This is a genomic window from Sphingomonas sp. Leaf208 (genome assembly GCF_001421415.1).
Taxonomy (GTDB): Bacteria; Pseudomonadota; Alphaproteobacteria; order Sphingomonadales; family Sphingomonadaceae; genus Sphingomonas.
In genome coordinates, this window is sequence record NZ_LMKH01000012.1 from 120,523 (window position 1) to 147,118 (window position 26,596).

Here is a 26,596-nt window from a genome sequence, read left to right on the forward strand (position 1 = left end):
TAGGATGCCTTTAGTCGGATGCACCCATCCGTTCCAGTCGCGTAACGACGCCGTTCGTTGCAATATACGCGGCATCGACCTCGTCGAGGAACAGGCCGTGGCCGAGAATACCGGGGATCGCGGCAAGGGTGGCGGCGGTCGCGCGGGGGTCGTCGAGGTTGGCGAAGTGGCAGTCGATGACGAGATTGCCTTGGTCCGTCCGGTAGTTGTCGCGGATCGTTGGGGCGGCTTTCATGTCCGTGAGGACGCGCATGACGTAGGCGATGGCGAAGGGGAGTACTTCGACCGGCAGCTTGGCGGCACCGATCCGGTCGACCCGCTTGGAGCCGTCGGCGATCACGACCATCCGTGCCGAGGCTGCGGCGACGATCTTCTCGCGCAGCATCGCCCCACCTGCGCCCTTGATGGCGAAACACCGCGAGTCGATCTCGTCCGCGCCGTCTATGGTTAGGTCGACGTGGGCGATGGTGGCGAAGTCGAGAATCTCGATGCCGAGTTCGCGGGCGAGTTTGCCGGAGGCTTCGGACGTGACGACGGCGTGCATCTGCAGGCCCTCCGCGACTCGTTCGCCGAGCGCCTGGATTGCGAACGCCGCGGTCGAGCCAGTCCCGAGTCCGACCAGCATCCCGTCCCGAACTTCCGCCACAGCCGCAACGGCAGCCGCCTTCTTGTCATCATCGATCGAAGCCATCAGCCCACCCTATTCGTCATGCCGGGCTCGTTCCGGCATTCACGCTTGAACACATCCCAGAGGATTTAGTTTGGAGGACCCGCACAACAAGCACCACCCCGGCGAAGGCCGGGGCCCAGTTGGAAAGGTCGCAGTAACGACGGACCGCGCTCCGTTAGCACCGTCCCCCAACTGGGCCCCGGCCTCCGCCGGGGTGGTGCAGTAGCGCAAGAGCTATGCGGTGGTTCTCGATCGCGGTGGCTGCATGGTGGTGAGTGTGAGTGCGGGAGAGCACTCTTCCTTGTTCTCCCGCGAAGGCGGGAGCCCAGTCTGGGTCCCCGCCTTCGCGGGGAAACAATTCTTGGGACGTTGGCGAGCCTTACGTTGCACAAAACGCCCCCAACCAATCAAACAGGTTACTCTTTCTTCCCTATTTCTCACCCGCGCTTTTCAACTGACATACTTCTGGTACATCCTCGTGGTTTAGGCCGACCAACAGCTGCCACCACCGATCGCGAGCGGATACCAAACTTGATAGCCACACGATTTTCTGCGCGGCAGTGCGCCATCCTGCTGGTGCCCGCACTGGCGCTCGCCGCCTGTTCCGGCGACGGCGACAAGGCTCAAGGCAAGGCCGGCCGCGGTGGCCAGCCGGGCCAGGGTACGCCGACCGTCGGCTATGTCGTCGTCCAGCCGACCAGCGTCGCGATGACCACCGAACTCAGCGGCCGTACCACCGCGTTCGAGAGCTCGGACGTCCGCCCTCAGGTCACCGGGATCATCCGCCGGCGGTTCTTCACCGAGGGTACGCTCGTCAAGAAGGGCCAGCCGCTCTACGAGATCGACCCGCGCCTCTATCGGGCCGCCGCCAACGAGGCGCAGGCCAACCTGCAGAGCGCGCGCGCCAACCAGCAGGCGCAGACCATCCTCGCACAGCGCTACAAGCCGCTCGCCGAGATGGAGGCGATCAGCAAGCAGGATTACACCAACGCGGTCGCCACTTCGCGCCAGGCCACCGCCTCGGTCGCGCAGACCCGCGCCGCGCTGGAGACCGCGCAGATCAACCTCAAGTTCACGACCGTCCCCGCGCCGATCACCGGGCGCATCGGCCGTTCGCTGTTTACCGTCGGTGCGCTCGTGTCCGCCACGCAGACCGATCCGCTCGCGCAGATCCAGCGACTCGATCCGATGTTCGTCGACATCCAGCAATCCTCCGGCGACCTGCTCGCGCTGCGCCGTTCGCTCGGCCAGAACGGCATCGTCGCGACCCGCGCCGAAGTCCGCCTCACACTCGAGGACGGTAGCGAATATGGCGCGACCGGCACGGTCGAGTTCGCCGAAGCGCTGGTCAACACAGAGACCGGCACCGTGACGCTCCGCGCCCGCTTCCCCAATCCGCAGGGGCTGCTCCTCCCCGGCATGTTCGTCCAGGCCAAGTTCGCGCAGGCGATCAACCAGCGCGCGTTCCTTGTGCCGCAGGCTGGCGTGTCGCGCGACGCGAAGGGCAATGCGACGGTCTATGTCGTCGATGCGAACAACAAGGCGGTGCAGAAGAAGATCAAGGCGGATCGCACGCAGGGCGCGTTCTGGGTGGTTACCAGCGGACTCAACCCAGGCGACAAGATCATCACGCAAGGGTTGTCGAAGATCGCGCCGAACCAAGGCGTGAAGCCGGTGCCTGAAAACACCGCGCAAAAGATCGAAGCGCCCAAGGACGACTCCTCAGGGGGCCAGTCCAGCCAGAAAAAGGCCGGCTAAGCCCTTATGTTGTCCCGTGTCTTCATCGATCGCCCGATCTTCGCCTGGGTGCTCGCGATCATCGTGATGCTTGGCGGCATCGGCGCGATCATGAGCCTGCCGATCGCGCAGTACCCCGACGTCGCGCCGCCGCAGGTGACCGTCCGCGCGTCCTTCCCGGGTGCCAACGCGCAGACCATCCAGAACAGCGTCACGCAGGTCGTCGAGCAGTCGCTGACGGGTATCGACGGGCTGATCTATTTCAGCTCGTCCTCGTCGTCACGCGGCTCGGTGAACATCACGGTGACGTTCGAGAAGGGCACCGATCCCGACATCGCGCAGGTCCAGGTCCAGAACCAGGTCCAGCAAACGCTCTCCCGCCTGCCGCAACAGGTCCAGCAACAGGGCCTCGTCGTCCGCAAATCGAACCCGGACAATTTGCTGATCGTCGGCGTCTATGACGAGACCGACAAGCTGACCAACCAGGACGTCTCGGACTATCTCGTCTCGAACCTCCAGGACCCGCTCGGCCGTATTCCGGGCATCGGCGACAGCAACGTGTTCGGCGCGCAGTACGCGATGCGGATCTGGCTGAACCCCAACAAGCTCGCCAGCTACCAGCTGATCCCGAGCGACGTGACGACCGCGATCCAGGCGCAGAACACCGAAGTCGCCGCCGGCGAACTCGGTGGCCAGCCCCAGCCCGACACGCAAATGCTCAACGCGACCGTCACCGCGCAGTCGCGCCTCCAGACGCCCGAGCAGTTCGCGAACATCATCCTGAAGACCACCAACGACAGCGCCGTGGTCAAGCTGCGCGACGTCGCCCGGATCGAACTGGGCGCGGAGAACTACAACGCGCGCAGCCGCGTCAACGCGCATCCCGGCGCCGGTATCGCGGTGCTGCTCGCGCCGGGCGCCGACGCGCTCAAGACCGCCGAACTGGTCAAGGCGTTCGTCGCCAAGTCCGCCAAGAGCTTCCCGCCCGGCCTGAAATTTGCCTACGCCAACGACACCACCGACTTCATCAAGCTGTCGATCGACGAGGTCGTGAAGACGCTGATCGAGGCCGTCATCCTCGTCGTCATCGTCATGTTCGTGTTCCTGCAAAGCTGGCGCGCGACACTGATCCCGACGATCGCGGTGCCGGTCGTGCTGCTCGGCACGTTCGGCGTGTTCTATCTCGCCGGCTTCTCGATCAACACGTTGACGCTGTTCGGGCTCGTGCTCGCGATCGGCCTGCTGGTCGACGACGCGATCGTCGTGGTCGAAAACGTCGAGCGCCTGATGGAGGAAAATCCCGAGATGACGCCTCGGGAGGCGACGATCGAGTCGATGAACGAGATCACCGTCGCGCTGGTCGCGATCGCGCTGGTGCTGTCGGCGGTGTTCCTGCCAATGGCGTTCTTCGGCGGCTCGACCGGCGTGATCTACCGCCAGTTCTCGCTGACGATGGTGTCGGCGATGGTCCTGTCGGTGCTCGTCGCGCTGATCCTCTCGCCCGCCCTCACCGCGACGCTGCTCAAGCAGAAGCAGAAGGACGCCGACGGCAATCACGAGAAAAGCTGGGGCGAACGCAAATTCCCGAAGGTCGCGCATGTCTTCACGCGCGCCGGCGACAAGTTCAACAGCGGGTTCGAGAAGGGCACGCAGAAATATACCGGTGCCGTCCAGTCGGTGATCGACCGCAAATGGCTGTTCCTGCTGATCTACGCGGTGATCGTCGCGGTGCTGGCCGTTCTGTTCCTGCGGCTGCCGACAGGCTTCCTGCCGACCGAGGACCAGGGCTCGGGCATCGTCCAGTTCCAGCTTCCCGCCGGCGCCACGCAAGGCCGCACCTTCGCGCTGCAGAAGCAGATCGAGCAATATTACTACACCAACGAGAAGGCCAACGTCCGCACGATGTTCACCGTCAGCGGCGGCGGCGGTGGCGGCGCGAGCGGCCAGAACACGGGCCAGGGCTTCATCGCGTTCGCACCGTGGGATGACCGCAAGGGCAAGGAAAACACTGCCGAAGCGATCACCGGTCGCGCGTCGAAGGCGTTCGCCGGCTTCCGTGACGCGCAGGTCTATTCGCTGGTGCCACCGGCCGTCCGCGGTCTCGGCTCGTCGAACGGCTTTACGATGGAGTTGCAGAACGCCGGCGGGCTGAGCCAGGTCGAGTTCAACGCGGCGCGCGACAAGCTGCTCGCGCTCGCCCGCGCCGACTCGTCACTGACCGCGATCCGCCTGACCGAACTGCCCGACGTCGCCACGTTGCGCGTCGATGCGGACCAGCAGAAGCTGTCCACGCTCGGCCTCACCCAGGCGAACGTCAACTCGACGCTATCGACCGCCTGGGGTGGCCAGTACGTCAACGACTTCATCGACCGTGGCCGTGTGAAGCGTGTCTATGTCCAGGGCGACGCACAGTTCCGTGCGCAGCCGTCAGACCTGAGCCAGTGGTTCGTGCGCGGTTCGAACGGCCAGATGGCGCCGTTCTCGTCGTTCGCGAAGACCAGCTGGGGCCAGGCACCGACGACGCTGTCACGGTTCAACGGCATTGCTTCGTACGAAATTCAGGGCTCGGGCGCGCCAGGCGTTAGCTCGGGCGATGCGATGAACCGGATCGCCGAGCTTGCTGGGCAGATCCCCGGCACGTCGGTCGCATGGTCCGGCCTGTCGTATCAGGAACGCCTGTCCTCGGGTCAGGCACCGATCCTCTACGGGCTGTCGCTGCTGGTCGTGTTCCTGTGCCTCGCCGCGCTGTACGAGAGCTGGTCGATCCCGATCGCCGTGCTGCTGGTGATCCCGCTCGGCCTCGTCGGAGCGATCCTCGCCGTGACGCTGCGTGGGCTGATCAACGACGTCTATCTCCAGATCGGCCTGCTGACGACGATGGGTCTGGCCGCGAAGAACGCGATCCTGATGATCGAGTTCGCCGAGCAGGAGGAGAAGAAGGGCAAGCGCGTCATCGAGGCGGCGCTGTCCGCGGCGAAGATCCGATTGCGCCCGATCCTGATGACCTCGTTCGCGTTCATCCTCGGCGTGTTGCCGCTGGCGCTGTCGACCGGTGCGGGCGCGAACAGCCGTATCGCGATCGGGACCGCAGTGGTCGGCGGCATGCTGACCGCGACGATCCTCGCGATCTTCTACATCCCGCTGTTCTTCGTCCTCGTCCGCCGCGGCGCGCGTGACGGCATCGCCAAGCTGCGTGGCAAGCCGACCGGCTTCCAAGGCCATGACGGCCACGGCCCTGACGGCCATGGATCCGATGGCGATCACAACGAACCGCTCGGACCACCCGAACCACAGGGCCCTCACCGGCCGGAGCCCGCATGATGCGCTCGCTAGTCCTGATCCTCGCCGCTTCGACCGCACTCGCCGGCTGCTCGCTAGCGCCGAAATACGCGCGCACCGAGCTCCCCGTCCCGCCCTCGCTCCCGGTCGGCGACGCGTACCTCCGCCAGTCCGAGGCGGCGCTTCCCGCGATCACCTACCGCGACGTCTTCAAGGACCCGCGGCTCCAGCAGATCATCGTTCAGGCGCTCGCCAACAACCGCGATCTCCGCGTCGCCGCCGCCAACATCGCGTCGACCCGCGCGCAATACCGCATCCAGCGCGCCGACCTTTTACCGCAGGTCGATGCCAGCGGCCGCTACAGTTATTCGGGCGGCGGCAGGGGTACCCGCAACACCGTTACGAGCGGAACGGGCGGCAATACCGGGACTGGGACGGGCACCGGCAATACTGGAACCGGGACTGGAACTGGAACTGGAACTGGAACTGGAACTGGAACCGGCACAGGTACGGGCGGCGTCGGTACGGGCGGCACGGGCACCGGCTCGGTGGTCAGTTCTTCCAGCTCGAACAGCGCCTTCTCGGTCGACCTCGGCACCACTGCGTTCGAGCTCGACCTGTTCGGCCGCATCCGTTCGCTCACCAGCGCCGCGCTCGATCGCTATTTCGCGACCGAAGCCGCCGCGCGCGCCACCCGCCTGACACTCGTCGGCGACATCGCCGATGCGTGGCTCACCTACGCGTCGGACCAGAGCCTGCTCAAGATCGCGCAGGACACGGTGACGAGTTCGCAGCGCAGCGTCACGCTGACCAATGCGCGGCTGCGCGGCGGCGTCGCCCCGCGGACCGATCTCCGTCAGGCGCAGCAGATCCTGTTCACCGCGCAGTCCGACCTCGCACAGCAACGCACCGCGCTCGCGCAGGACGTCAACGCGCTGCAACTGCTCGTCGGCGCACCGGTCGATGCCAGCCTGTTGCCCGCCTCGATCGAACAGGCGCTGCCGACCATCGCCACGCTGCCCGCAGGGCTCGACAGCAGCATCCTCCTGCGCCGCCCCGACGTCGTCGAGTCCGAATACCAGCTCCGCGCCACCAATGCCGAGATCGGCGCAGCCCGCGCGGAACTGTTCCCGAAGATCTCGCTGACCGGCATCCTCGGGTTCGCCAGCACGTCGCTGACCTCGCTGTTCAGCGGCGGCGCGTTCAACTATTCGGTCGCACCCTCGGTCAGCTACCCGATCTTCCGCGCGGGGGCCGGGATCGCCGGCGTCGCCTATTCGAAGGCGCAACGCGACGCCGCGCTCGCGACCTACGAAAAGACGATCCAGACTGCGTTCCAGGAAACCGCCGACGCGCTCGCACGCCAAGGCACGATCGCGGACCAGCTGAAGGCGAACCAGAACTTCTCCGAAGCGGCCCTCGATACATACCGCCTGTCCGACGCGCGCTATCGCGGCGGGATCGACACGTTCCTGAACTCGCTCGACGCGCAACGTTCGCTCTACACCGCGCAACGCAACCTCGTCGCGACGCAACTCGTCGGCGCGAGCAACCGCGTGACGCTGTACCGGGTGCTGGGCGGCGATTCGACGCTCGAAGCCACCGCCGGCGGACCGCAACCGGTGACCATGAGCGGCGCACCGCGGCCGGAAACGGACTGAAACGTCGGAGGGAACGGAAGAGCCAGACGCAACTCCGTTCCCTCCGCCGCTATAACGCACTGAGCGGACGAAGTTTTTTTCGCGTCCCGCCAATCTTACCGTATCAGCAAGATATTCCAGTCAGAACGGTTGGATGTACGCCCCCCTCCCCGTCGCGGATCGCCGCGCGCGCGATCGATCGCCAGCCCCCGCCGTGTTCGGGCTTGGCGAGGATGCGCGCGAACAGGTTGCCGAACTCCTCGATCGCAAGCTCGCGCAGGTCGCGGAAACCTGGCCGATCGCGATCGCCACGCAGATGGTCGGCTGTGCCCTCCTCGTCGCGCTTGCGCTGATCGCACCGCCTGCCGCCGGTCTTGGCACCATCGTCCCGTCGATCGGCATCCATGCCGCGATCCTGGCGGCGCTGTCCGCAGGCGTGTTCGGCGTGCTGCGCCTGCCGGGATTGTGCGAATGGCCTGCCTATAAGCGCAACCGCGCGCTTACCGTCGGCGTCGCGGGAGTCGCCGCGCTGTCGCTGTCACTATTGTGGGCCGTTGCGCGCGCGCCGTCGGGGTCGCCGCAACTCGCCTGCTGCGTCGCGGTGCTGGGGATGATCGCGGTCACCGCGGTCAGCGTCCATGCGGTCCGCGCGGCGACGCTCGGGCTCGGCGTCGGGATCGTCGTGATGCTCGCGATATGCGCGGGGATCGGTATGCCGCTGGTGGTCGCGATCGTCTTCCTCGGCTGTCTGGGGATCGTCGCGCACCGCCTCGCGCGGATCGACGTCGCGCAGGAACTGAACCGTGCAGAGAACGCGAACGAAGGCCGGCTCGCGATCCGGATGGTCGCCGAATTCGAGGACCAGGGTACCGGCTGGTTCTGGGAAGCCGACCGCCAGGGCCGCCTGACCTACCTATCCGCCAAGGTCACCGACGAACTCGGCCTCGCCGACGACGCGGTCGGGCAACCGCTCACCGACCTGTTCCGCATGGACAACGACGCGCCCGGCACCGAACGGACGCTCGCCTTCCACATCGCCTCGCGCACGTCGTTCTCGGACTATTCGGTGTGCGCCGCGACCTCGCCCGATTGCGAACGCTGGTGGTCGATCTCGGGCCGGCCGGTGGTCGACGACCTCGGGCGCTTCCAGGGCTTCATCGGCTCGGGCCGTGATCTGACCGAACAACGCAAGTCGGAAGCCGAGATCACGCGGCTGGCGCTGTTCGACGGGCTCACCGGGCTCGCGAACCGCCAGCGGATGCGCTCGTCGCTCGACAAGACGCTGGCGCAGAAGACCGGTCCGTACCGCGCGACGTCGCTGTTCCTGATGGATCTCGATCGGTTCAAGGCGGTCAACGACACGCTGGGCCACCAGGCGGGCGACACGCTGTTGAAACAAGTCGCGCAACGGCTCCAGCGCGGCATCGCAGATGCGGGGCTGGTCGGGCGGCTGGGCGGCGACGAGTTCCAGGTCGTGCTGCCCGGCATCGCCGACCGCGATACGCTCGCCGCGCTGTCGCGCGAAGTGATCGCCTCACTGTCGGAGCCGTATTTCATCAGCGGGACGTCGGTCACGATCGGCTGCTCGATCGGCATCGCTATCGCTCCGGACGATGGCGACGACGCCGAGACGCTGGTCCGTAACGCCGATCTCGCCTTGTACGCCGCCAAGGCCGATGGCCGCGGCGTCCATCGCTTCTATTCGGACGACATGCTGACCGGCGCGCGCACGCGAAAACTGCTCGAGGACGATCTGCGCGCGGCGATCTCCGACGGCGCGTTCCACCTCTGCTACCAGCCGATCGTCAGCACGAAATCGGCGCAGATCGTCGGCTACGAAGCGCTGATCCGCTGGGATCATCCGACGCGCGGACTCGTCTCGCCCGCCGACTTCATTCCGGTCGCGGAGGAATGCGGGCTGATCGAGGCGATCGGCGAATGGGTGCTGCGGACCGCGTGCCTGGAGGCGGCGCGCTGGCCCGGCTCGGTGCGCGTCGCGGTCAACGTCTCGCCGATCCAGTTCGCCAACCCCGCTTTGCCCGCGCTCGTCACCAGCGCGCTCGCGCAGTCGGGAATTGCTGCGGGACGCCTCGAACTGGAGATCACCGAAGGCGTGTTCCTCGACGAGACGCGCTCGTCGGAACAGATGTTCAAGGCGCTGAAGGGGATCGGCGTGCGGCTTGCGTTGGACGATTTCGGCACCGGTTATTCGTCGCTCGGCTATCTGCGCAACGCCCCGTTCGACAAGATCAAGATCGACCAGTCGTTCGTGCGTGGCGCCGCCGAGCCCGGCAACCGCAATGCCGCGATCATCAAGGCGATCGTCACGCTCGCCGACACGCTCGGCATGGAGACGACCGCCGAGGGGGTCGAGGTGCAGGACGAGATCAACCTGATCCGCGACCTCGGGTGCAGCCATATCCAAGGCTATGTCTATGGCCGCCCGGTCCGCGCGGACGAGGCTTTGCGGCAATTGGGGGTCGAAAACGGCACCGCCGCCGCAAGCGGCTTCAAAGTCAGCCGCGCGCCGCGCACCAAGATGCTGCGCTCCGCCCGGATCGCGATCGACGGGGTCCGCGGCGACGTCCGCATCCGCGACATCTCGACCTCGGGCGCGATGCTCGACGGGCTGCGGATCGCCGGCAATCCCGACGGCGTCGAGATGCAGATCGAACTGGTCGAGGACCAGATGTTCGGCGCCCGCATCCGCTGGGCGCGCGCCGGCAAGGCGGGCATCGAGTTCCACGAGGCGTTCAACCTGGAACGGCTGAACCAGGGCCACTCCGCGCGTCTTCGCCGGACTGGGTGAGTTGGACGAACAATAAACGTCCACCACCCCGGCGGAGGCCGGGGCCCAGTTGGGAAACGTGGATTGGCGAACGCCGTCCTTCGTTATTACGACCTTTCCAACTGGGCCCCGGCCTCCGCCGGGGTGGGTGACATTGAGGCGCAAGTTACCGAGTTCCCCGCTCAACGACGGCGTGCGCAAAGCCCTCGAAGTCCCCCATTCCTGGGAACCAACCGCCGCCTCCCACCGTCTCACCCTCATGGTACATCGCGCCCCGATCAAAGCCCTCGCGTTCGACGTGTTCGGGACCGTGGTCGACTGGCGCTCGGGCATCGCGCGCGACGCCGCGCCCGTGCTCGCGCGCCTCGGCCGCACCGATATCGATCCGCACCGCTTCGCCGACGGCTGGCGCAAACGCTATCAGCCGGCGCTCGAGGAGGTCCGCAGCGGACGGCGACCGTTCGTCATTCTCGACACGCTCCACCGCGAGGCACTCGAAGACCTTCTCCGTCACCACGGCATCGACCCCGCTGCGGTGGACGAAGATACGCTCACCGACCTGACTCACGCCTGGCACCGGCTCGATCCCTGGCCCGATTCGGTCGAGGGCCTCACCCGCCTCAAGACCCGCTACCCGGTCGTCACGCTCAGCAACGGCAACATCGCACTGATGCTGGAGATGGCGCGCCGCGGTGGCCTGCCTTGGGACGCGATCCTCGGGGCGGAAGTCAGCAGAGTCTACAAGCCGCTTCCAGAATCCTACCTCGCCACCGCGCGGTTTCTCGGCATTGCCCCGGGCGAACTCTGCCTCGTCGCCGCGCACCACAGCGACCTCGCCGCGGCACGCGCCGCTGGCCTGCAAACCGCCTATGTCGACCGCCCGCACGAATATGGCGGCCGCCCCGCGCCCGATGCGGATGCCGTCCAGGACTGGGACCATAGCGTCGACGTCCTGACGCGCCTGGCCGACGAACTGTGCCGATGACCCGCCGACCTGCCCGCGAACCGGTAGAAACGCGCGACGCGGCCCCTTATCGAACGCGCACCGGAGTAAAATTCGGCCCGGCGTGCGACCCGGCAGGAATTTGAGATGACCACACAAACGGCCGTGGCCGATTTCCTGACCGGTGGCGGCGAGATGGCCGCGATGATCCGCGCGCACGACTGGTCGACGTCGCCGCTGGGGCCGATCGAGCACTGGCCGCAGTCGCTCCGATCGATCGTCTCGTTGATGTTCGCCTCCGAATTCGCGATGTGCCTCGCCTGGGGGCCGGAGCTCGGCTTCCTCTACAACGACCATTACGCGCGCATCATGCACGACAAGCACCCGCAGGCGCTCGGCCAGCGGTTCGCCAACGTGTGGGCGGATGTCTGGGACGATATCAGCCCCCTGGTCGACAAGGCGCTGGCGGGCGAAGCGTCGTTTTTCGAAAACCTGCCGCTCGTCACCGACCGCAAGGGCTATGACGAGCATGCCTGGTTCACCTTCTCCTATTCGCCCGTCCGCGATGAAAGCGGTGCGATCGCGGGCATGTTCTGCTCGACCTACGAAAGCACCGAGCGCGTCCAGACCGAACGCGCGCTGCGTGACGAGCGCGAGCGGATGAACCAGATGTTCGCGCAGGCGCCGACCTTCATGGCGATGTTGCGCGGGCCCGAACACCGGTTCGAGCTGACCAACCCCGGCTACGACAAGCTGGTCGGCCACCGAGAGATGCTGGGTCGAACCGTTGCCGAGGCGTTGCCCGATGCGGTCGAACAAGGGTTTCTGGACCTGCTCGACGATGTGTATGCGACAGGCGAAGCGTTCACGGCGGTGGGCATGCTCTATGCGGTTCAGGCTGAACCCGGCGGTTCGGTCAACGACCGCTACGTCGATTTCGTCTACCAGCCGATCCGCGACGCGACCGGCGCGGTCGTGGGCATTTTCGTCGAAGGCGCGGACGTCACCGACCGCAAGCGGCTCGAACGCGACCTGCAATCGCTCAACGCCGACCTCGAACAACGCGTCCGCGATCGCACGCAGGAGTTGGTCGAGGCGCAGGAGGCGCTCCGTCAGGCGCAGAAGATGGAGGCGGTCGGGCAGCTTACCGGTGGCATCGCGCACGACTTCAACAATCTGTTGCAAGGCATCACCGGCAGCCTGGAGATCGTCCAGCGCCGCGTTGCGCAGGGGCGTGTCGGCGAACTCGATCGCTTCATCACCGGTGCGACCACCGCTGCCAACCGTGCGGCGTCGCTCACCCACCGCCTGCTGGCGTTCTCCCGCCGCCAGCCGCTCGATCCGCGCCCGGTCAAGGTCAATCCGCTGGTCGCGTCGCTCGAAGACCTGCTCCGCCGCACCACGGGTGAGCAGATCGAACTCGAGTTGGTGCTCGGCGCCGGCCTGTGGATGACATTGTGCGATCCCAACCAGCTTGAGAACTCGCTGCTCAACCTCGTCATCAACGCGCGCGACGCGATGCCGCATGGGGGCAAGCTCACGATCGAGACGTGCAACGCGCAGCTCGACGACCATTTCACCGCCAGCCAGCGCGACGTCCGGCCCGGCCAGTACGTATGCATCTGCGTGTCCGACACCGGCACCGGCATGTCGGCGGACACGATCGCCAAGGCGTTCGAGCCGTTCTTCACGACCAAGCCGATCGGCCAGGGTACGGGGCTCGGCCTGTCGATGATCTACGGTTTTGCGCGCCAGTCCGAGGGCTATGCGAGAATCTATAGCGAGCTCGGCCAGGGCACGACGATCAAGCTGTATTTGCCGCGTCACTACGGCGAAGCGGAGCAGGACGAGGCGCTGCCGGGGCTGACGCAGGACCACGTCACCGATGCGGGCGAGATCGTGCTGGTGGTCGAGGACGATTCGGTCGTCCGCGCGCTGATCGTCGAAGTGCTGGGCGAATTGGGCTATCAGGCGATCGAGGCGCATGACGGCCCCGCCGGGCTTGAGCGCCTGCGCACGATGGAGCGCGTCGACTTGCTTGTGACGGACATCGGCCTGCCCGGATTGAACGGTCGCCAGGTCGCGGATGCAGGTCGTGCGCTGCGTCCGGGGCTCCGCGTACTGTTCATGACGGGCTATGCGGAGAATGCCGCGCTGGCGTCGGGTTTCCTGGAGCCGGGGATGTCGATGATCACCAAGCCTTTCGCGATGGAGGCGTTGGCGACGCAAATCCGGACTATGATCGAGGGGTAGAGCAGGCCACCCCCCGTCCAAATGCCACTACCCCGGCGGAGGCCGGGGCCCAAGTGGAAAGGTCGCAGTAACGACGCACATCGTTCAGTTATCACCGTCCCCCAACTGGGCCCCGGCCTCCGCCGGGGTGGTGAGGTTTTGGCGGGGTGGTGAGTCCTGGCGAGGCGATGCTCTCGTTTTGGAAGTGGAAGAACGCCCCATCCCGTTCCCCCGCGAAGGCGGGGGTCCAGGAATCAAGCAGGACGACGTTAGTGGCTCCTGGGCCCCCGCCTTCGCGGGGGAACTAGAGTGGTCACCCCCATATCCAGTGCATACTCCCACCCCCTCCCTCCGAAGCAACATTTGCCATCTTCCACCCCGAAATAATTTTTCGTTCCCCCTTCGCCCCCTTGCACATCTTGAACCCCGCAGAAGTCCACGCGTCGCGAATATCCCTGCCGACCAACCCGCACCCGAACGCGACGAACCGAGCCCCCTGAACCCTGCACACCCCCTTGCGTCTCTTCGCGCTATGGCACAATCTCTTGGGGTTGCGTTCGGGGGCGGACCCAATCGCTGGTAGAACAACCCTCGCATAGCCATATGCGATATGACCGTAAGCGCGCCTTCCACCGCCGCGATGGTCACTTTTTGTTCTCCCGTTAGGGGCCGTCCGATGGTAGCATGGCGACAGGCGACCGATTCGAACGAATACAGAACACTAGGAGCGGTTTCGATGGATTTCAGAGACAGCAGCCGGGATAGCGACATGACCACAGACACGATCGACCAAGCAGCCCCCACTATCGAAGCCGAGGCACCCAAGGCCCCGCGCCAGGCGCAGGACAGCCACTCCGTGCGCGCGCAGATCTACCCGGTCGAGGTCGATCACAGCCGCGACGCGCTCCTCACCGAATTCGGCAAGGATACGCTTAAGGATCGCTACCTCCTCCCGGGCGAAAGCTACCAGGACCTGTTCGTCCGTGTCGCCTCCGCGTACGCAGACGACGCCGGCCACGCGCAGCGCCTGTACGACGCGATCTCGAAGCTCTGGTTCATGCCCGCCACCCCCGTTCTGTCGAACGGCGGCACCGGCCGCGGCCTGCCGATCTCATGCTATCTCAACTCGGTCCCCGACAGCCTCGGCGGGATCGTCGACACCTGGAACGAGAATGTCTGGCTCGCCTCGCGCGGCGGCGGCATCGGCACCTATTGGGGCAACGTCCGCGGCATCGGCGAGCCGGTCGGCCTCAACGGCAAGACCAGCGGCATCATCCCGTTCGTCCGCGTCATGGATTCGCTGACGCTCGCGATCAGCCAGGGCTCGCTGCGCCGCGGTTCGGCCGCCGTGTATCTCGACGTCTCGCACCCCGAGATCGAGGAATTCCTCGAAATCCGCAAACCCTCGGGCGATTTCAACCGCAAGGCTTTGAACCTCCACCACGGCGTGCTGATCACCGACGACTTCATGGAAGCCGTCCGCAACGGTGAGGAATGGCATCTCCGCTCGCCGAAGGACCAGGCGATCCGCGCCACCGTCGACGCGCGCTCGCTGTTCCAGAAGCTCGTCGAGACCCGCCTCCAGACCGGCGAGCCGTACATCGTCTTCGCCGATCACGTGAACAAGGCGATGCCCAAGCATCACCGCGAGCTCGGCCTCAAGGTCTCGACCTCGAACTTGTGCTCCGAGATCACGCTGCCGACCGGCAAGGATCACCTCGGCAACGAGCGTACGGCCGTGTGCTGCCTGTCGTCACTGAACCTCGAGACATGGGATCAGTGGAAGGACGAGAAGGGCCTGATCGAGGACGTCATGCGCTTCCTCGACAACGTGCTGCAGGATTACATCGATCGCCACGAACCCGGCATGGAGCGCGCCGCCTACTCGGCGGGCCGCGAGCGCTCGGTCGGGCTCGGCGTGATGGGCTTCCACTCGTTTCTCCAGGCACGCGGCATCCCGTTCGAGGGCGCGATGGCGAAGTCGTGGAATCTCCGCATGTTCAAGCACATCAGCAGCCAGGCCAACGAAGCCTCGATGCAGCTCGCGATCGAGCGCGGCCCCTGCCCCGATGCCGCCGACGTCGGCGCGATGGAGCGCTTCAGCTGCAAGATGGCGATCGCCCCGACCGCGTCGATCTCGATCATCTGCGGCGGCACGTCGGCCTGCATCGAGCCGATCCCGGCGAACATCTACACGCACAAGACGCTGTCGGGCAGCTTCTCGATCAAGAACCCGTATCTCGAAAAGATGCTGAGCGAGAAGTCGAAGAACTCGGACGCTGTGTGGAACTCGATCCTCGAACAGGGCGGCTCGGTCCAGCATCTCGACTTCCTCTCGGTCGAGGAAAAGGACTGCTACAAGACGTCGTTCGAGATCGACCAGCGCTGGCTGCTCGAACTCGCCGCCGATCGCACGCCCTACATCGACCAGGCGCAGTCGCTGAACCTGTTCATCCCGGCGGATGTCGAGAAGTGGGACCTGCTGATGCTCCACTTCCGCGCATGGGAGCTCGGCATCAAGTCGCTCTATTACCTCCGCTCGAAGTCGGTCCAGCGCGCGGGCTTCGCCGGTGGTGTCGAGGCGGACAACACGATCGACCTGCGCCAGATCGACGTCGAGTCGAAGGATTACGATGAGTGCCTTGCCTGCCAGTAAGGTCTCTAGGCGTTCAAGCGTGACCCCGGCCCGTGACACGCGGACCGGGAAGCGCCTGACGCAAAAAACCCCGGTCCGCGCGAAGCGGACCGGGGTTCGGGCAGGCTATGCGGCGCGTGTCGAACGCACCGCGTTCGCGTCAGGCCTCTTCTTCGAACGTCACCGCCACGTCGGCGTTGGCGGAAAGCCGGACCTTGCCGTCCTCGATATCCGCGACCAGCCCGAGCGAGATGAAGTGATGATGCCCTTCATGGCTGCCCGTACCCTCGACGACCTGCGCGCCAGAGTCCTTCTTGGTCAGCTTGATGCGGTTGCCTTCGACCTTGTCGACGGTGCCGACATGGACGCCGTCCGCGCCGATGACTTCGGCATGTTCCTGGATCTTGGTTGCATCGACCATGGTCGTTCTCCTGTGTTGAGTTCGGGTGCTGAACGCGCGCCGGGCGAGTTGGTCGCATGACGTATGGTTCAGCTATCATGTTCGTGGTCGCAGGCGTGCTCGGAATCGTCGGCACCGCGATGCTGCTCCGGTTGCGCAGCCCGAGCATCACCGAGCAACAGACCTACGCGTTCCGCATGATCGGCATCATGCTCACCTCCGCCGCGATCGTTCTCGCGATGTCCGCCGCCGCGATGTGGCAATGGAGCACCGAGACATGAAACACGCGACCTGACCCCCCCAGTTTCTCGATATAAAACCAATCTTCCGAAAGGCTTACCCCATGTCCCTCCTTCACGCCTCCAAGCAGTACAAGCCGTTCGAATACCCTTGGGCGTTCGAGTTCTGGAAGCGCCAGCAGCAGCTCCACTGGCTCCCCGAGGAAGTGCCCCTGGGCGAGGATTGCCGCGACTGGGCGCAGAAGCTCAGCGATCACGAGCGCAACCTGCTCACGCAGATCTTCCGCTTCTTCACGCAGGCCGATGTCGAGGTGCAGGATTGCTACCACGAGAAGTACGGCCGCGTGTTCAAGCCGACCGAGATCAAGATGATGCTGACCTCGTTCAGCAACATGGAGACGGTCCACATCGCCGCCTACAGCCATCTGCTCGACACCATCGGCATGCCCGAGAGCGAGTACGGCGCCTTCCTCGAATATGCCGAGATGAAGGAAAAGCATGACTACATGCAGCAGTTCACCGTCGACAACGACGAGGACATTGCGCGCACTTTGGCCATGTTCGGCGGCTTCACCGAGGGCGTCCAGCTGTTCGCGTCGTTCGCGATGCTGATGAACTTCCCGCGCTTCAACAAGATGAAGGGCATGGGCCAGATCGTCACCTGGTCGATCCGCGACGAGAGCCTGCACTGCGAGGGCATCATCAAGATGTTCCACACCTTCTGTCAGGAGCGCCAGTGCCTGACCAAGGCGGTGAAGGACGACATCGCCGACGTCTGCCAGACGACGATCCGCCTCGAGGATAATTTCATCGACCTCGCCTTCGAGATGGGCCCGGTCAACGGCATGACCCCCAAGGAGATCAAGAAGTACATCCGCTTCATCGCCGACTGGCGCATGACGCAGCTCGGCCTGAAGCCGATCTACATGATCGACGAGCACCCGCTGCCCTGGCTCGCCCCGATGCTCAACGGCGTCGAGCACGCCAACTTCTTCGAACAGCGCGCGACCGAGTATTCGAAGGCCGCGACCAAGGGCCAGTGGAACGACGTCTGGGACTCCTTCGACAAGCGCCAGACCGCGAAGAAGGGGCCGATCGCGAACGTGGACCTGAGCGAGGTTCGGGACATGTTCAGCGACTCGGTCGCGGCTGAATGACCGACCTGCTGCATCGAACCGCAATCGTGTACGATTTTGATGGCACACTGTCGCCAGGCTCGATGCAGCAACACAACCTGTTGCCGGAAATGGGATACGCCGACGCGAACATCTTCTGGCAAGAAGTGAAGGCGCTCAACCGAGAGATCGATGGTGACGAAATTTTGACATACATGCACCTTCTTCAACAAAAAGAAGGTGACCATATGTCAAAGGAGCGCCTTGCTTCTCATGGTGCCTGTTTGCCGTATTTTGCGGGAGTAGACGACTGGTTCCCCCGTATTAGCGAGTACGGGAAAACAAGAGGCCTTGAAGTAGAGCATTACATTATAAGCTCTGGCCTTGAGGAAATTATCGAGGGAACGACGATAAGGAAGTACTTCAAGCATATTTTTGCGTCGAAATATGCTTATCGGGATGGCAAACCCCTTTGGCCGGCAGCTGCCGTAAATTATACCGGGAAAACTCAATATCTTTTCCGTATAAATAAGGGAGTTCTAAACCAGTCGGACGACAAAGCCGTCAATCGTTGGATACCAATGAACGAACGCCCGATACCCTTTGAACGAATGATTTTCATCGGTGATGGCGATACCGATATTCCCGCCATGAAGATGCTCCGCCACCAACATGGTGTGCCGATCGCTGTTTTTGATCCAGATCGCTTTCAAGGGCCAGATTCCGATAAGGTCTACAATCTGATCGCGGAAGATAGGGCCGACCATGTTTGTCCGGCAGATTACAGAGATAAGTCACAGCTAGATATTACTGTAAAAGGCGTGTTGGGCCGCATGGCGCGCAACGCTGGGTATCGTCCATAGATGATTTACCGGGGATCGCAGGTGCTGAACATCGAAACAACTGGATGGAACGCCACCGACCACCTCGACAGCGACGCCGCGATCCTCGCCTATCTCGAAGCGGCTTCAAGGACGGCAACCCAGCGTTGATCACCGCTCCGCTGTCCGACGTAGCGAAGGCCCGCGGTAGCGCCGACCCGCCCAAGCCCCGGCTTGATATCGCGCTCGACTCGGTCATCCAAAAGCTCAAGGATCTCGACCTCGAACTAACCGCAAAAGCGGAGTAAAAACTGCGTCGCAAATCGCAGCGTTTCGCCATGTTCAAACGGTCAGTTCGCGCAATACCTGTTCGATCGGGATCATCATCGATCGGTCGCGCGCTTGCGTCATCCCGCGCTCGATCTTGGCCCGCTTCCAAGCATCATAGTCGCACTGAGCCGGTTGCTCTGATTCATTCGGTCCGATCATCTTCTGCCTCCTCGTCCCGCGCCCCATGCCTGACCCGCAAAATGATCACGCAGTCGCCGACCACGCGATAGCGAAGAATATACGGCCATACCGTCGTCCGCTCACGCCGTCCGTCGCCTACGTCGCGACCTTGATCTGGAAAACTCGCGAGGTTGTCTGCCACCGCGATAAGCCGCGCGCCCAATGCATTGGCAGCGACGGGATTGAACGCCGAGACATAGGTAACGATCGCCTCTAGATTGGCGACGGCATCGTCCGTCCAGACGATGCGCAACTAATCGCCGACGCGAGGTCGGGGTAGAGGTTCGGTCGAACCCCATGACGATAGCCAGCCCTTGACCGCGTCGTGACTGATCAACCGTCCGCTATGCACGGCTGCATCTGCACGCGCGTCGGCCTCAGCCTCCGCAGCGGGATCGCTCATATCGAACAGGGCATCATCGCGGGCCATCCTTGAGGGATACACCTCGATTGCAATCACGACCAGTGGCAACTCGTGCCCGCTATCACCAAGGCGAGCGCTTGCCGCCACCATAACGGCGCGCGAGGCGTGGCGGACGAGTACCGCCCCCAGTGACACCCCGTCGCGCTCGACGATGCGAAGTTTGCGGCCGTAGCGGTTGCAGTCGCGCTTGATCGGGGTCAGTGTGAAGGGGTCGGCGTTGAGCAGTGCCTGCATCTTCAGCGTCGCCGCCTGCCCCCGGCGGGCTTGGCGAGCGCAGCGGGGGTGGGTGGGTTTCCGGCGTGTCGATGTCGGCGATGTGGATCTTGGTGCCCGCCATCCGGGCCGTGTCTCCGTCGACCATGCAGTCGATCCGCTTGGCGTGGCCGCAGATCGTGAACCGTGCGGAGGCCGCCTTGCCGCCCGACAGTGCGGAGGCGGTCGCAACTGTGGACGCCGCACTGGCAACACTTGCCGCGGCTGACAGTTCGTCGCCGATCTCACGTACGAACTCCACACGACCGCACATCCGCCCGCACTCTCAACCGCCGCGCAGCAGGCGCATCACCAGCGTTCGGATACGCCCGTAAGTCTCCTTCGACGCGCCGAGCACGCCGTGGCGTTCGGGCGGGAGGAATGCGAGCGGGTGGCCGTCGGGGCGGAACACGTAATGATCGAACCACGCGCGCCACGCTGCGCGCTCGGCCGGCGGGCGTTCGGCGATCGTCAGCAGCGATAGCAGCATCGCGGTGTAGGGCTGGTCCGGGCCTGCGCTGAACCCGTCCCACCAGAAATTGACCAGGACGTTGACGTCGCCGACAGCCTCGACCTGATGCCACCAGAGTTTGGGCACGTAGAGCGCGTCGCCGGGCTCCAGCTCGACCACCAGTGCGCGGTCGCGGGCGTTCTCGAAGCGGGGGAAGCGCGGGTCGCCGGGCTCGCTGCCGACCGCGAGGCTGATCGGCTGGCCGGCGAGCGTGTGGTCGATCGGTCCGACATACAGGTCGCGGATCGCGTCGGGCGGGAACAGCGTGAAGCGCCGCCGGCCCGCCGCGACGCACGCGACATTGTCCATCGTGTCGTAATGGCAGGCGACCGTCGAGGCGTGGCCGACCCAGAACCGGGGGCGCACCGCGGGCGGTACGAACGGCAGGCGAGTGGCCTCCTCGATACCGGGGAAATACGTCTCCGCGGTCATCGACCCCATGTACATGCTGGTCCGGCCGGGGTCCGCCGCGCTGTCTAGGATTCGCGTCAGCGCCTCGCCGAACGGCACCGAACTGCGTTCGAAATTGAACCCGGCGAGCGTCGCGTCGTAATTATACCGCGCGCCGATCTCGGGCTTGCCGACGAACACCTCCGCGAGCTTGCCGCTATCGAAGCGGCGAAGCTGCGCCACCACGCCGTCCAGCGCCGCACCCGGCGTCGTCGCGCCCGACAGCATCGGCCAATCCCGCGCCGCACCGCGCAGCACCGCGGGCTCGCAGCGCGCCATCACCTCGGCCTGGAAAGTGTCCGGGTCGCGCAACGCGTCGGCGGGCGGCTCGTGCAGCATCAGCCGATGTCCGCCAGCCGGTTGTTGCGGATCCGGCCGAGCGTCCGCAGATGGCGGATCGACCCGGCCTGCGCATAGGCGAGTTGCAGGTCGCCGCGGCGAAACAGGTCGAGCACCGCGGCATCGGGCAATGCGTGCAGCGCGTCGAGGCTGATCGTGTAGAGCCCTTCGAGCGTCAAATGTTCGCCGTCGTCGAAGCTCATCGTCACGTCGATCGGCTCGAGCAGGCGATGCGCGAGGAAACGCTCGATCAGCGCGTCGGTCTCGGGGATGCCCGACTGAAGGACGTGCAGCGCCTGCTGGATGCGCTTGAGTGGTAGCGCTGCCTCAGCGTTCATGTCGAACAAAAGCTGGCCGTCTGGCGCCGCAAAGACACCGTGTTCGCGGTCGACGACCAGTTGCCCGTCGGTGATGTAGAAGCCCTGGCGTTCGAGGTCGGCGGGTCGGTAGTCGGGCAACGCCCCCTTGACCGCCATCAGGTTGCGGCCCGGCTCCAGGCCCATCACGACGCCTGCATAGAAGGCGCCGGTTTCCGGGTGTTTCGTGAACAAAATCGCATAATACGGAGCGGCCTGGAGAAATTCGTCTGCGACGATCTGCGCGAATTGCCGCTCTCCGTCATGCGCGCGCGATACGCGCAACGCCGCGTGCTGCGCATGGCTCAGCATCTCCCAGATCGGCATCCGTCTCTCTCCGTACAGTCTTCTTGCCCGAGAGATCGCACATGGCGCCCCGGTTGCAAAGCCTCGCCGCGACCACTCATACAAAAGCTTGCATTGATTGTTAGCCTGACTATTGTGAGCGCTACCGTAGATGATCGAGACGGTGCGGAAACGCGTATGATTCGATCATCCAAGTAACTTTGTCGTGAACGCCTCTCACAAGAAGGGCGGTGCGGCGCCGCATGAGGGGATGTTTGACCGTGACCACCACTACGCGCGCTTTCGGCTTTCGAGGACTGGCCCACCCATCGAGCGCACTCGCCTGCGCGACCAGCGTATTGGCGATGATGTGGTCGATCCCGGCAATGGCGCAGGATCAGGGCAATCTTCAGAACAGCACGACCACGCAGCCGGCCGCGCCGCAGCCAGCCGTGCCGACGACCGCGAACACCACGACCGCGTCGGAAGCCGGACAGCCGCAGGACGCAGCGACCGCGCCAGACGTGTCGCAGGGTAACACGGTGCAGGGCGGTACAGCGCAGAGCGACGACATCATCGTCACCGGCCTGCGCGGATCGCTCCAGCGCAACCTCGACCTGAAGCGCACGTCGTCGGGCGTCGTCGATGTCATCTCGGCCGAGGACATCGGCAAGTTCCCGGATTCCAACGTGGCGGCGTCGCTGCAGCGCCTGCCAGGCGTATCGATCCAACGTTCGGGTTCGCGCGGCGAACCGACCGGCATCACGGTCCGCGGCTTCGGCGGCGATTTCAACACGACGCTGTATGATGGCCGCCGCATCTCGACCGCAACCGGCAACCGCCAGATCGACTTCAGCACCGTCGGCGTCGATTTCATCGGCCAGTTGAGCGTTTTCAAGACGCCGGACGTGACGGTCGCATCGAGTTCGATCGGCGCGACTGTGGATATCGCGTTCCCCAAGCCGTTCGACCATCCCGGTTTCCGCCTTGCCGCCACCGGATCGGGAGCGATCCAGGACCGTGCAGGCAAGATCGTGCCGACCGCCGGCCTGCTCATCAGCAGCACGAACAATGACGAGACGTTCGGCGTACTGGCCGACGCGATCTACACGCGCCGCGATACCGAGACCAATCGCGTCTACGTATCGGGTTGGCCGGGCGGCAATTTCGCGCCGTGCCAGCTGACCGGTAACGCCGGGGCCGCAAACTGTGCGCCAACCAGCGATCCGAAGTCGGCAAACTACGCCAATCCCAACAACCGCCAGAACCTGCCCGGCTGGTTCCCGCAGCAATATGGCGCCGAGCAACAGCGCGTGAAGGATGAGCGCGTCGATGCACGCGTCGCATTCCAATATCATCCGACCGACGACCTGATGGTCACGCTGGACAACAACTTCTCGCGCCAGACCATCAACCAGGACAATTACGCGTTCGGCGTGTGGTTCAGCCAGGGCGATCTGCGCAACGTCACGGTCGACAAGAACGGCACCGCGGTCGACTTCACGCAGGCCGGCAGCCCGACCGATTTCACGGCGGCGGAAAACAAGCAGATCCTGCAGACCAACCAGACCGGCCTGAACGTCAAGTACGACGCTACCGAACATCTGACGTTCGAAGCTGACGGCTCGTATGCGAAAAGCTGGCTCAATCCCGGCAACGTCATCGGTAGCAAGAATGGCGACATCGGGTACGGCAATGCTCTGGGTAACGTTCTGCGCTTCAAGGTCGACGGCAAGAGCAGCGACGCCTTCCCGACGATCAGCAACTTCGGTCCTGCGGGCGATGGCGCACGCTGGGCCGATCAGTCGGTGATCGGTACGCACGTCACGGTCAACCAGACGCAGCACAATACCGATGAACTCGCCCAGTTCCGCGGCAACGCCACCTGGAAGCAGGACAATTTGACGCTCAAGGCCGGTGGCCAATATTATCAGGACACGTTCAACTTCCGCAACCAGAGCACGTTCACCAACAACTTCTGGCAGGCCTATGCCGGTTATGGCGGCCCATCGGGGCGGGCGACGGGCATCTCGCCAGTGCCCGCGAACATCTACCAGGGCTCGGTCAGCCTCGACAACTTCATTCCCGGTTTCAACGGCAGCCTGCCGCCGTCGGTGTTCGTGTTCAGCCCGACCGCATATCAGAACTACCTGACGAGCCTGGGCAACCCGTACGCGAAGAACATCCCGGGCTTCAATTATCCGAGCCCGACGAGCGGCGATGGACTACTAGGCTTCCGCGGGAATTTCGACGAAGCGGTCGATCCGGGCAGCGTGCTGAACGTGCGCGAGCGGACCTGGTCGCTCTACTTCAGCGCGAACTTCAAGGCGGACGTCGGCGGCATGCCGTTCACGATGAACGCAGGCGTCCGCAACGAAACGACGAACCTGCGCGCGACTGGCCAAGGTCGCCTGCCGACCTCGATCACGACGAGCACCGCCGATCCGTCGTTGCTCGGCATCCCGACCTACACCGCGATCGTGCCGAACACGACCAACAGCTCGTATTCCTACCTGTTGCCCAGCCTTGATGCGAAGCTGGAAATCACCAACACGCTGCTGGTGCGCTTCGACGCGTCACGTACGCTGACCCGTCCGAGCCTCAGCGTGCTCAACCCGGTGCTGAACGTCGGCAACGGCCAGCGCGTCGGCGCCCTGACGGCCAGCGGCGGCAACCCGAATTTGAAACCGTACCTGGCGGACAATTTCGACATCGCCGCCGAATGGTATTATCAGCGCAACTCGTATTTGTCGGTCGACTTCTTCCTGAAGAACGTCAGCAACTTCATCATCGGCGGCGTGACGCGGCAGTCGATCAACGGGCTGATCGATCCGACGACGGGCATTCTGGCGAGCTTCGCCGTATCGCAGCAGGTCAACGGACCCAACGCGACCGTCCGCGGTGTCGAACTGGCGTGGCAGCAGGTGTTCGGCAACTCGGGCTTCGGGTTCCAGGCCAACGCAACCTTCGTCAACACCAACCGGCCCTACGACGACAAGAACATCTCGCAGACCGGCTTCGCGGTCACCGGCCTGGCAAATTCGGCGAACTTCGTCGGCTTCTATGACAAGGGTGGGTTCCAGTTCCGCACCGCTCTCAACTGGCGCGACAAGTATCTGCTTCAGTTCGGCCAGAACCAGAACACCGGCGCCTTCGGGTCGGAGCCGACCTTCGTCGACCAGAGCTTCCAGGTCGATCTGTCGACGAGCTACGACGTCAACAAGCAGTTCAGCGTCTTTGCCGAAGCGTTGAACGTCAACAACAACCAGCAGAGCACGCACGGGCGCTTCGACAATCAGTTGCTCGACGTGTTCGATTACGGCCGCCGCTACACCGCAGGCGTCCGCTTCCACTTCTGATCCCCCTCCCACTGGCGGAGCACGACCTGTTCGTGCTCCGCCTTTTTTCGATTACGCTGCACCATGCACGAAATTCAGAACATCGTTATCGTCGGCGGCGGCACCGCAGGGTGGCTGACCGCGGGCGTGATCGCGGCCAAGCACCAGGCGCGGCGCCAGCACGGCTTCACCGTCACTTTGGTCGAGTCGCCCAACGTGCCGACGATCGGTGTTGGCGAAGGGACGTGGCCTACGCTGCGTTCGACGCTCAAGAAGATGGGCGTGTCGGAGACCGAGCTGTTCCGGCAATGCGACGCGTCGTTCAAGCAGGGCGCCCGGTTCAATCGCTGGACCACCGGTGCGCCGGACGACGGCTATTACCACCCGCTGATGCTGCCGCAGCATTTCGGGCAGGTGAACCTCGCACCGCATTGGCTAGCGGACGAGGGCAGCGCGACGTTCTGCGACACGGTCACACCGCAGGGCCGGATCTGCGACGAAGGGCTCGGCCCTAAGACGATCGCGACGCCCGAATATGACGGCCACGCGAACTACGCCTATCACCTCGACGCGGGCAAATTCTCGCATTTCCTCCAGCGGCATTGCTGCGACACGCTCGGCGTCCGCCATGTGAAGGCCGACGTTACCGAGGTGCATCTCGACGAGAGCGGCGACATCGCCAGCCTCGATACCGAACAGGGCGTTTCGATCGCGGGCGACCTGTTCATCGACTGCACCGGGTTTGCCGCACTGCTGATCGGTGGCGCGATGAAGGTGCCGTTCCGCAGTTGCACCGACATATTGTTCTGCGACACCGCGCTGGCGATGCAGGTGCCCTATGACGTGCCCGACGCGCCGATTGCGAGCCACACGATCTCGACCGCGCAGTCGGCCGGCTGGATCTGGGACATCGGCCTGCCGACGCGGCGCGGAGTCGGCCATGTCTTCTCCAGCAGCCACATCAGCGCGGACGCCGCCGAGCAGGAATTGCGCGACTATATCGGCCCCGCCGCGCGCGACCTGACCGCGCGCCGGCTGACGATCCGTGCCGGCCACCGCGAGCAATTCTGGGTGCGCAACTGCGTCGCGGTCGGGCTCGCCGCGGGCTTCCTCGAACCGCTGGAGGCCTCCGCGATCGTCCTGATCGAGCTGTCGGCGAAGATGATCGCCGAGCAGATGCCCGCCTGTCGCGAAGTGATGGACGTCGTCGCGCACCGCTTCAACGACACGGCGCATTATCGCTGGGGCCGGATCATCGACTTCCTCAAGCTGCATTATGCGCTGACCAAGCGGACCGACACCGCGTTCTGGCGCGACAATGTCCGGCCGGAGTCGATCCCCGATCGGCTTTCGGGCCTGATAGAGCTGTGGCGGTTCCAGTCGCCTTGGGTCTATGACGAATTCGATCGCGCCGAGGAGGTCTTCCCGTCGGCGAGCTATCAATATGTGCTGTACGGCATGGGCGCGCGGACCGCGGTGATGCCGGGGTCGATCGACGACGATGTCGCGCTGGCTCGGCGCGCGCGGCACGACAATCAGGTGCAGACGCAGCGGCTGGTGAGCAGCCTGCCCGGCCACCGCGATCTCATCGACCGTATCAAGCGCCACGGCCTCCAGCCGATCTAGCCGACA

At 64.6% G+C, this 26,596-nt stretch carries 21 protein-coding genes and 1 pseudogene; 15 read left to right on the forward strand and 7 right to left on the reverse strand.

Annotation, left to right across the window (positions count from 1 at the left end):
* Window positions 1–10: 10 nt before the first annotated feature.
* Window positions 11–691: a ribose-5-phosphate isomerase RpiA gene (gene rpiA, locus ASE69_RS06785; RefSeq protein WP_056484635.1), complete on the reverse strand. Its 681-nt coding sequence runs from the start codon at window positions 689–691 to the stop codon at window positions 11–13.
* Window positions 692–1,204: 513 nt separating this feature from the next.
* Between rpiA and ASE69_RS06790 the strand changes: the two genes are divergently transcribed.
* From ASE69_RS06790 to ASE69_RS06820, 8 genes and pseudogenes are all read left to right on the forward strand, one after another.
* The gene (locus tag ASE69_RS06790) at window positions 1,205–2,428 is read left to right on the forward strand and encodes an efflux RND transporter periplasmic adaptor subunit (protein ID WP_414882958.1); all 1,224 of its coding nucleotides are present in this window, start codon (window positions 1,205–1,207) and stop codon (window positions 2,426–2,428) included.
* Window positions 2,429–2,434: 6 nt separating this feature from the next.
* Window positions 2,435–5,728, forward strand: a complete 3,294-nt coding sequence (locus tag ASE69_RS06795) for a multidrug efflux RND transporter permease subunit (protein ID WP_056484639.1) — start codon at window positions 2,435–2,437, stop codon at window positions 5,726–5,728.
* Entirely contained in the window at window positions 5,725–7,347 is a 1,623-nt protein-coding gene (locus ASE69_RS06800) for an efflux transporter outer membrane subunit (protein WP_056484641.1), read from the forward strand. Before ASE69_RS06795 ends, ASE69_RS06800 begins: the two co-directional genes overlap by 4 nt.
* A 133-nt stretch (window positions 7,348–7,480) precedes the next feature.
* On the forward strand, window positions 7,481–10,135 hold the full coding sequence (locus ASE69_RS06805; RefSeq protein WP_056484643.1) for a putative bifunctional diguanylate cyclase/phosphodiesterase: 2,655 nt from the start codon (window positions 7,481–7,483) through the stop codon (window positions 10,133–10,135).
* A gap of 238 nt (window positions 10,136–10,373) precedes the next feature.
* Window positions 10,374–11,099, forward strand: coding sequence for a haloacid dehalogenase type II (locus ASE69_RS06810; protein WP_056484644.1), 726 nt, complete (start codon window positions 10,374–10,376; stop codon window positions 11,097–11,099).
* 267 nt (window positions 11,100–11,366) lie between these two features.
* Window positions 11,367–11,669: pseudogene (locus ASE69_RS23405) on the forward strand (PAS domain-containing protein); the annotation flags it as partial.
* Between the two features lie 57 nt (window positions 11,670–11,726).
* Window positions 11,727–13,310: an ATP-binding protein gene (locus ASE69_RS21260; protein WP_414882959.1), complete on the forward strand. Its 1,584-nt coding sequence runs from the start codon at window positions 11,727–11,729 to the stop codon at window positions 13,308–13,310.
* 715 nt (window positions 13,311–14,025) lie between these two features.
* On the forward strand, window positions 14,026–15,945 hold the full coding sequence (locus tag ASE69_RS06820; RefSeq protein ID WP_056484645.1) for a ribonucleoside-diphosphate reductase subunit alpha: 1,920 nt from the start codon (window positions 14,026–14,028) through the stop codon (window positions 15,943–15,945).
* Between the two features lie 139 nt (window positions 15,946–16,084).
* On the opposite strand, the gene ASE69_RS06825 is transcribed toward ASE69_RS06820, so the two are convergent.
* On the reverse strand, window positions 16,085–16,345 hold the full coding sequence (locus ASE69_RS06825; RefSeq protein ID WP_056055125.1) for a DUF2171 domain-containing protein: 261 nt from the start codon (window positions 16,343–16,345) through the stop codon (window positions 16,085–16,087).
* 56 nt (window positions 16,346–16,401) lie between these two features.
* Here ASE69_RS06825 and ASE69_RS06830 point away from each other — a divergent pair, with 56 nt between their 5' ends.
* From ASE69_RS06830 to ASE69_RS21940, 5 genes are all read left to right on the forward strand, one after another.
* Entirely contained in the window at window positions 16,402–16,605 is a 204-nt protein-coding gene (locus tag ASE69_RS06830) for a hypothetical protein (RefSeq protein ID WP_056484646.1), read from the forward strand.
* A 62-nt stretch (window positions 16,606–16,667) separates the two neighbouring features.
* Window positions 16,668–17,720 carry a ribonucleotide-diphosphate reductase subunit beta gene (locus ASE69_RS06835; protein WP_056484648.1) on the forward strand — a complete coding sequence of 351 codons (1,053 nt, stop codon included), beginning with the start codon at window positions 16,668–16,670 and terminating at the stop codon, window positions 17,718–17,720.
* A complete protein-coding gene (locus ASE69_RS06840; RefSeq protein WP_056484649.1) occupies window positions 17,717–18,541 on the forward strand; it encodes an HAD family hydrolase in 825 nt (274 codons plus the stop codon). Before ASE69_RS06835 ends, ASE69_RS06840 begins: the two co-directional genes overlap by 4 nt.
* Window positions 18,542–18,670, forward strand: coding sequence for a hypothetical protein (locus ASE69_RS23205; RefSeq protein ID WP_268795484.1), 129 nt, complete (start codon window positions 18,542–18,544; stop codon window positions 18,668–18,670).
* The gene (locus ASE69_RS21940; protein ID WP_156362215.1) at window positions 18,667–18,807 is read left to right on the forward strand and encodes a hypothetical protein; all 141 of its coding nucleotides are present in this window, start codon (window positions 18,667–18,669) and stop codon (window positions 18,805–18,807) included. Before ASE69_RS23205 ends, ASE69_RS21940 begins: the two co-directional genes overlap by 4 nt.
* Window positions 18,808–18,841: 34 nt before the next feature.
* On the opposite strand, the gene ASE69_RS21945 is transcribed toward ASE69_RS21940, so the two are convergent.
* The 5 genes from ASE69_RS21945 to ASE69_RS06860 form a co-directional block, all read right to left on the reverse strand.
* Complete coding sequence (locus ASE69_RS21945; protein ID WP_156362216.1) at window positions 18,842–18,988, reverse strand: hypothetical protein; 147 nt, start codon at window positions 18,986–18,988, stop codon at window positions 18,842–18,844.
* Window positions 18,972–19,262 (reverse strand): type II toxin-antitoxin system RelE/ParE family toxin, encoded by a 291-nt coding sequence (locus ASE69_RS06845; protein WP_056484652.1) that lies wholly within the window; start codon window positions 19,260–19,262, stop codon window positions 18,972–18,974. Before ASE69_RS06845 ends, ASE69_RS21945 begins: the two co-directional genes overlap by 17 nt.
* On the reverse strand, window positions 19,263–19,667 hold the full coding sequence (locus ASE69_RS22875; protein WP_056484654.1) for a hypothetical protein: 405 nt from the start codon (window positions 19,665–19,667) through the stop codon (window positions 19,263–19,265).
* Between the two features lie 304 nt (window positions 19,668–19,971).
* A complete protein-coding gene (locus ASE69_RS06855) occupies window positions 19,972–20,985 on the reverse strand; it encodes a cupin-like domain-containing protein (RefSeq protein WP_056484655.1) in 1,014 nt (337 codons plus the stop codon).
* Window positions 20,985–21,668 (reverse strand): SapC family protein, encoded by a 684-nt coding sequence (locus tag ASE69_RS06860; RefSeq protein ID WP_056484657.1) that lies wholly within the window; start codon window positions 21,666–21,668, stop codon window positions 20,985–20,987. Before ASE69_RS06860 ends, ASE69_RS06855 begins: the two co-directional genes overlap by 1 nt.
* 323 nt (window positions 21,669–21,991) lie before the next feature.
* Here ASE69_RS06860 and ASE69_RS06865 point away from each other — a divergent pair, with 323 nt between their 5' ends.
* Window positions 21,992–24,985, forward strand: coding sequence for a TonB-dependent receptor (locus tag ASE69_RS06865; protein ID WP_200924150.1), 2,994 nt, complete (start codon window positions 21,992–21,994; stop codon window positions 24,983–24,985).
* Window positions 24,986–25,048: 63 nt separating this feature from the next.
* Complete coding sequence (locus tag ASE69_RS06870) at window positions 25,049–26,590, forward strand: tryptophan halogenase family protein (RefSeq protein ID WP_056484660.1); 1,542 nt, start codon at window positions 25,049–25,051, stop codon at window positions 26,588–26,590.
* Window positions 26,591–26,596: the final 6 nt, after the last annotated feature.

What these genes read in the sequence shown, in the direction of transcription:
- rpiA (WP_056484635.1), bottom strand. Translation starts at nt 691, where the DNA reads ATGGCTTCGATCGATGATGACAAGAAGGCGGCTGCCGTTGCGGCTGTG.
- ASE69_RS06795 (WP_056484639.1), top strand. Translation starts at nt 2,435, where the DNA reads ATGTTGTCCCGTGTCTTCATCGATCGCCCGATCTTCGCCTGGGTGCTC.
- ASE69_RS06800 (WP_056484641.1), top strand. Translation starts at nt 5,725, where the DNA reads ATGATGCGCTCGCTAGTCCTGATCCTCGCCGCTTCGACCGCACTCGCC.
- ASE69_RS06805 (WP_056484643.1), top strand. Translation starts at nt 7,481, where the DNA reads ATGTACGCCCCCCTCCCCGTCGCGGATCGCCGCGCGCGCGATCGATCG.
- ASE69_RS06810 (WP_056484644.1), top strand. Translation starts at nt 10,374, where the DNA reads ATGGTACATCGCGCCCCGATCAAAGCCCTCGCGTTCGACGTGTTCGGG.
- ASE69_RS21260 (WP_414882959.1), top strand. Translation starts at nt 11,727, where the DNA reads ATGTTCGCGCAGGCGCCGACCTTCATGGCGATGTTGCGCGGGCCCGAA.
- ASE69_RS06820 (WP_056484645.1), top strand. Translation starts at nt 14,026, where the DNA reads ATGGATTTCAGAGACAGCAGCCGGGATAGCGACATGACCACAGACACG.
- ASE69_RS06825 (WP_056055125.1), bottom strand. Translation starts at nt 16,345, where the DNA reads ATGGTCGATGCAACCAAGATCCAGGAACATGCCGAAGTCATCGGCGCG.
- ASE69_RS06830 (WP_056484646.1), top strand. Translation starts at nt 16,402, where the DNA reads ATGACGTATGGTTCAGCTATCATGTTCGTGGTCGCAGGCGTGCTCGGA.
- ASE69_RS06835 (WP_056484648.1), top strand. Translation starts at nt 16,668, where the DNA reads ATGTCCCTCCTTCACGCCTCCAAGCAGTACAAGCCGTTCGAATACCCT.
- ASE69_RS06840 (WP_056484649.1), top strand. Translation starts at nt 17,717, where the DNA reads ATGACCGACCTGCTGCATCGAACCGCAATCGTGTACGATTTTGATGGC.
- ASE69_RS23205 (WP_268795484.1), top strand. Translation starts at nt 18,542, where the DNA reads ATGATTTACCGGGGATCGCAGGTGCTGAACATCGAAACAACTGGATGG.
- ASE69_RS21945 (WP_156362216.1), bottom strand. Translation starts at nt 18,988, where the DNA reads ATGATCGGACCGAATGAATCAGAGCAACCGGCTCAGTGCGACTATGAT.
- ASE69_RS22875 (WP_056484654.1), bottom strand. Translation starts at nt 19,667, where the DNA reads ATGCAGGCACTGCTCAACGCCGACCCCTTCACACTGACCCCGATCAAG.
- ASE69_RS06855 (WP_056484655.1), bottom strand. Translation starts at nt 20,985, where the DNA reads ATGCTGCACGAGCCGCCCGCCGACGCGTTGCGCGACCCGGACACTTTC.
- ASE69_RS06860 (WP_056484657.1), bottom strand. Translation starts at nt 21,668, where the DNA reads ATGCCGATCTGGGAGATGCTGAGCCATGCGCAGCACGCGGCGTTGCGC.
- ASE69_RS06865 (WP_200924150.1), top strand. Translation starts at nt 21,992, where the DNA reads ATGATGTGGTCGATCCCGGCAATGGCGCAGGATCAGGGCAATCTTCAG.
- ASE69_RS06870 (WP_056484660.1), top strand. Translation starts at nt 25,049, where the DNA reads ATGCACGAAATTCAGAACATCGTTATCGTCGGCGGCGGCACCGCAGGG.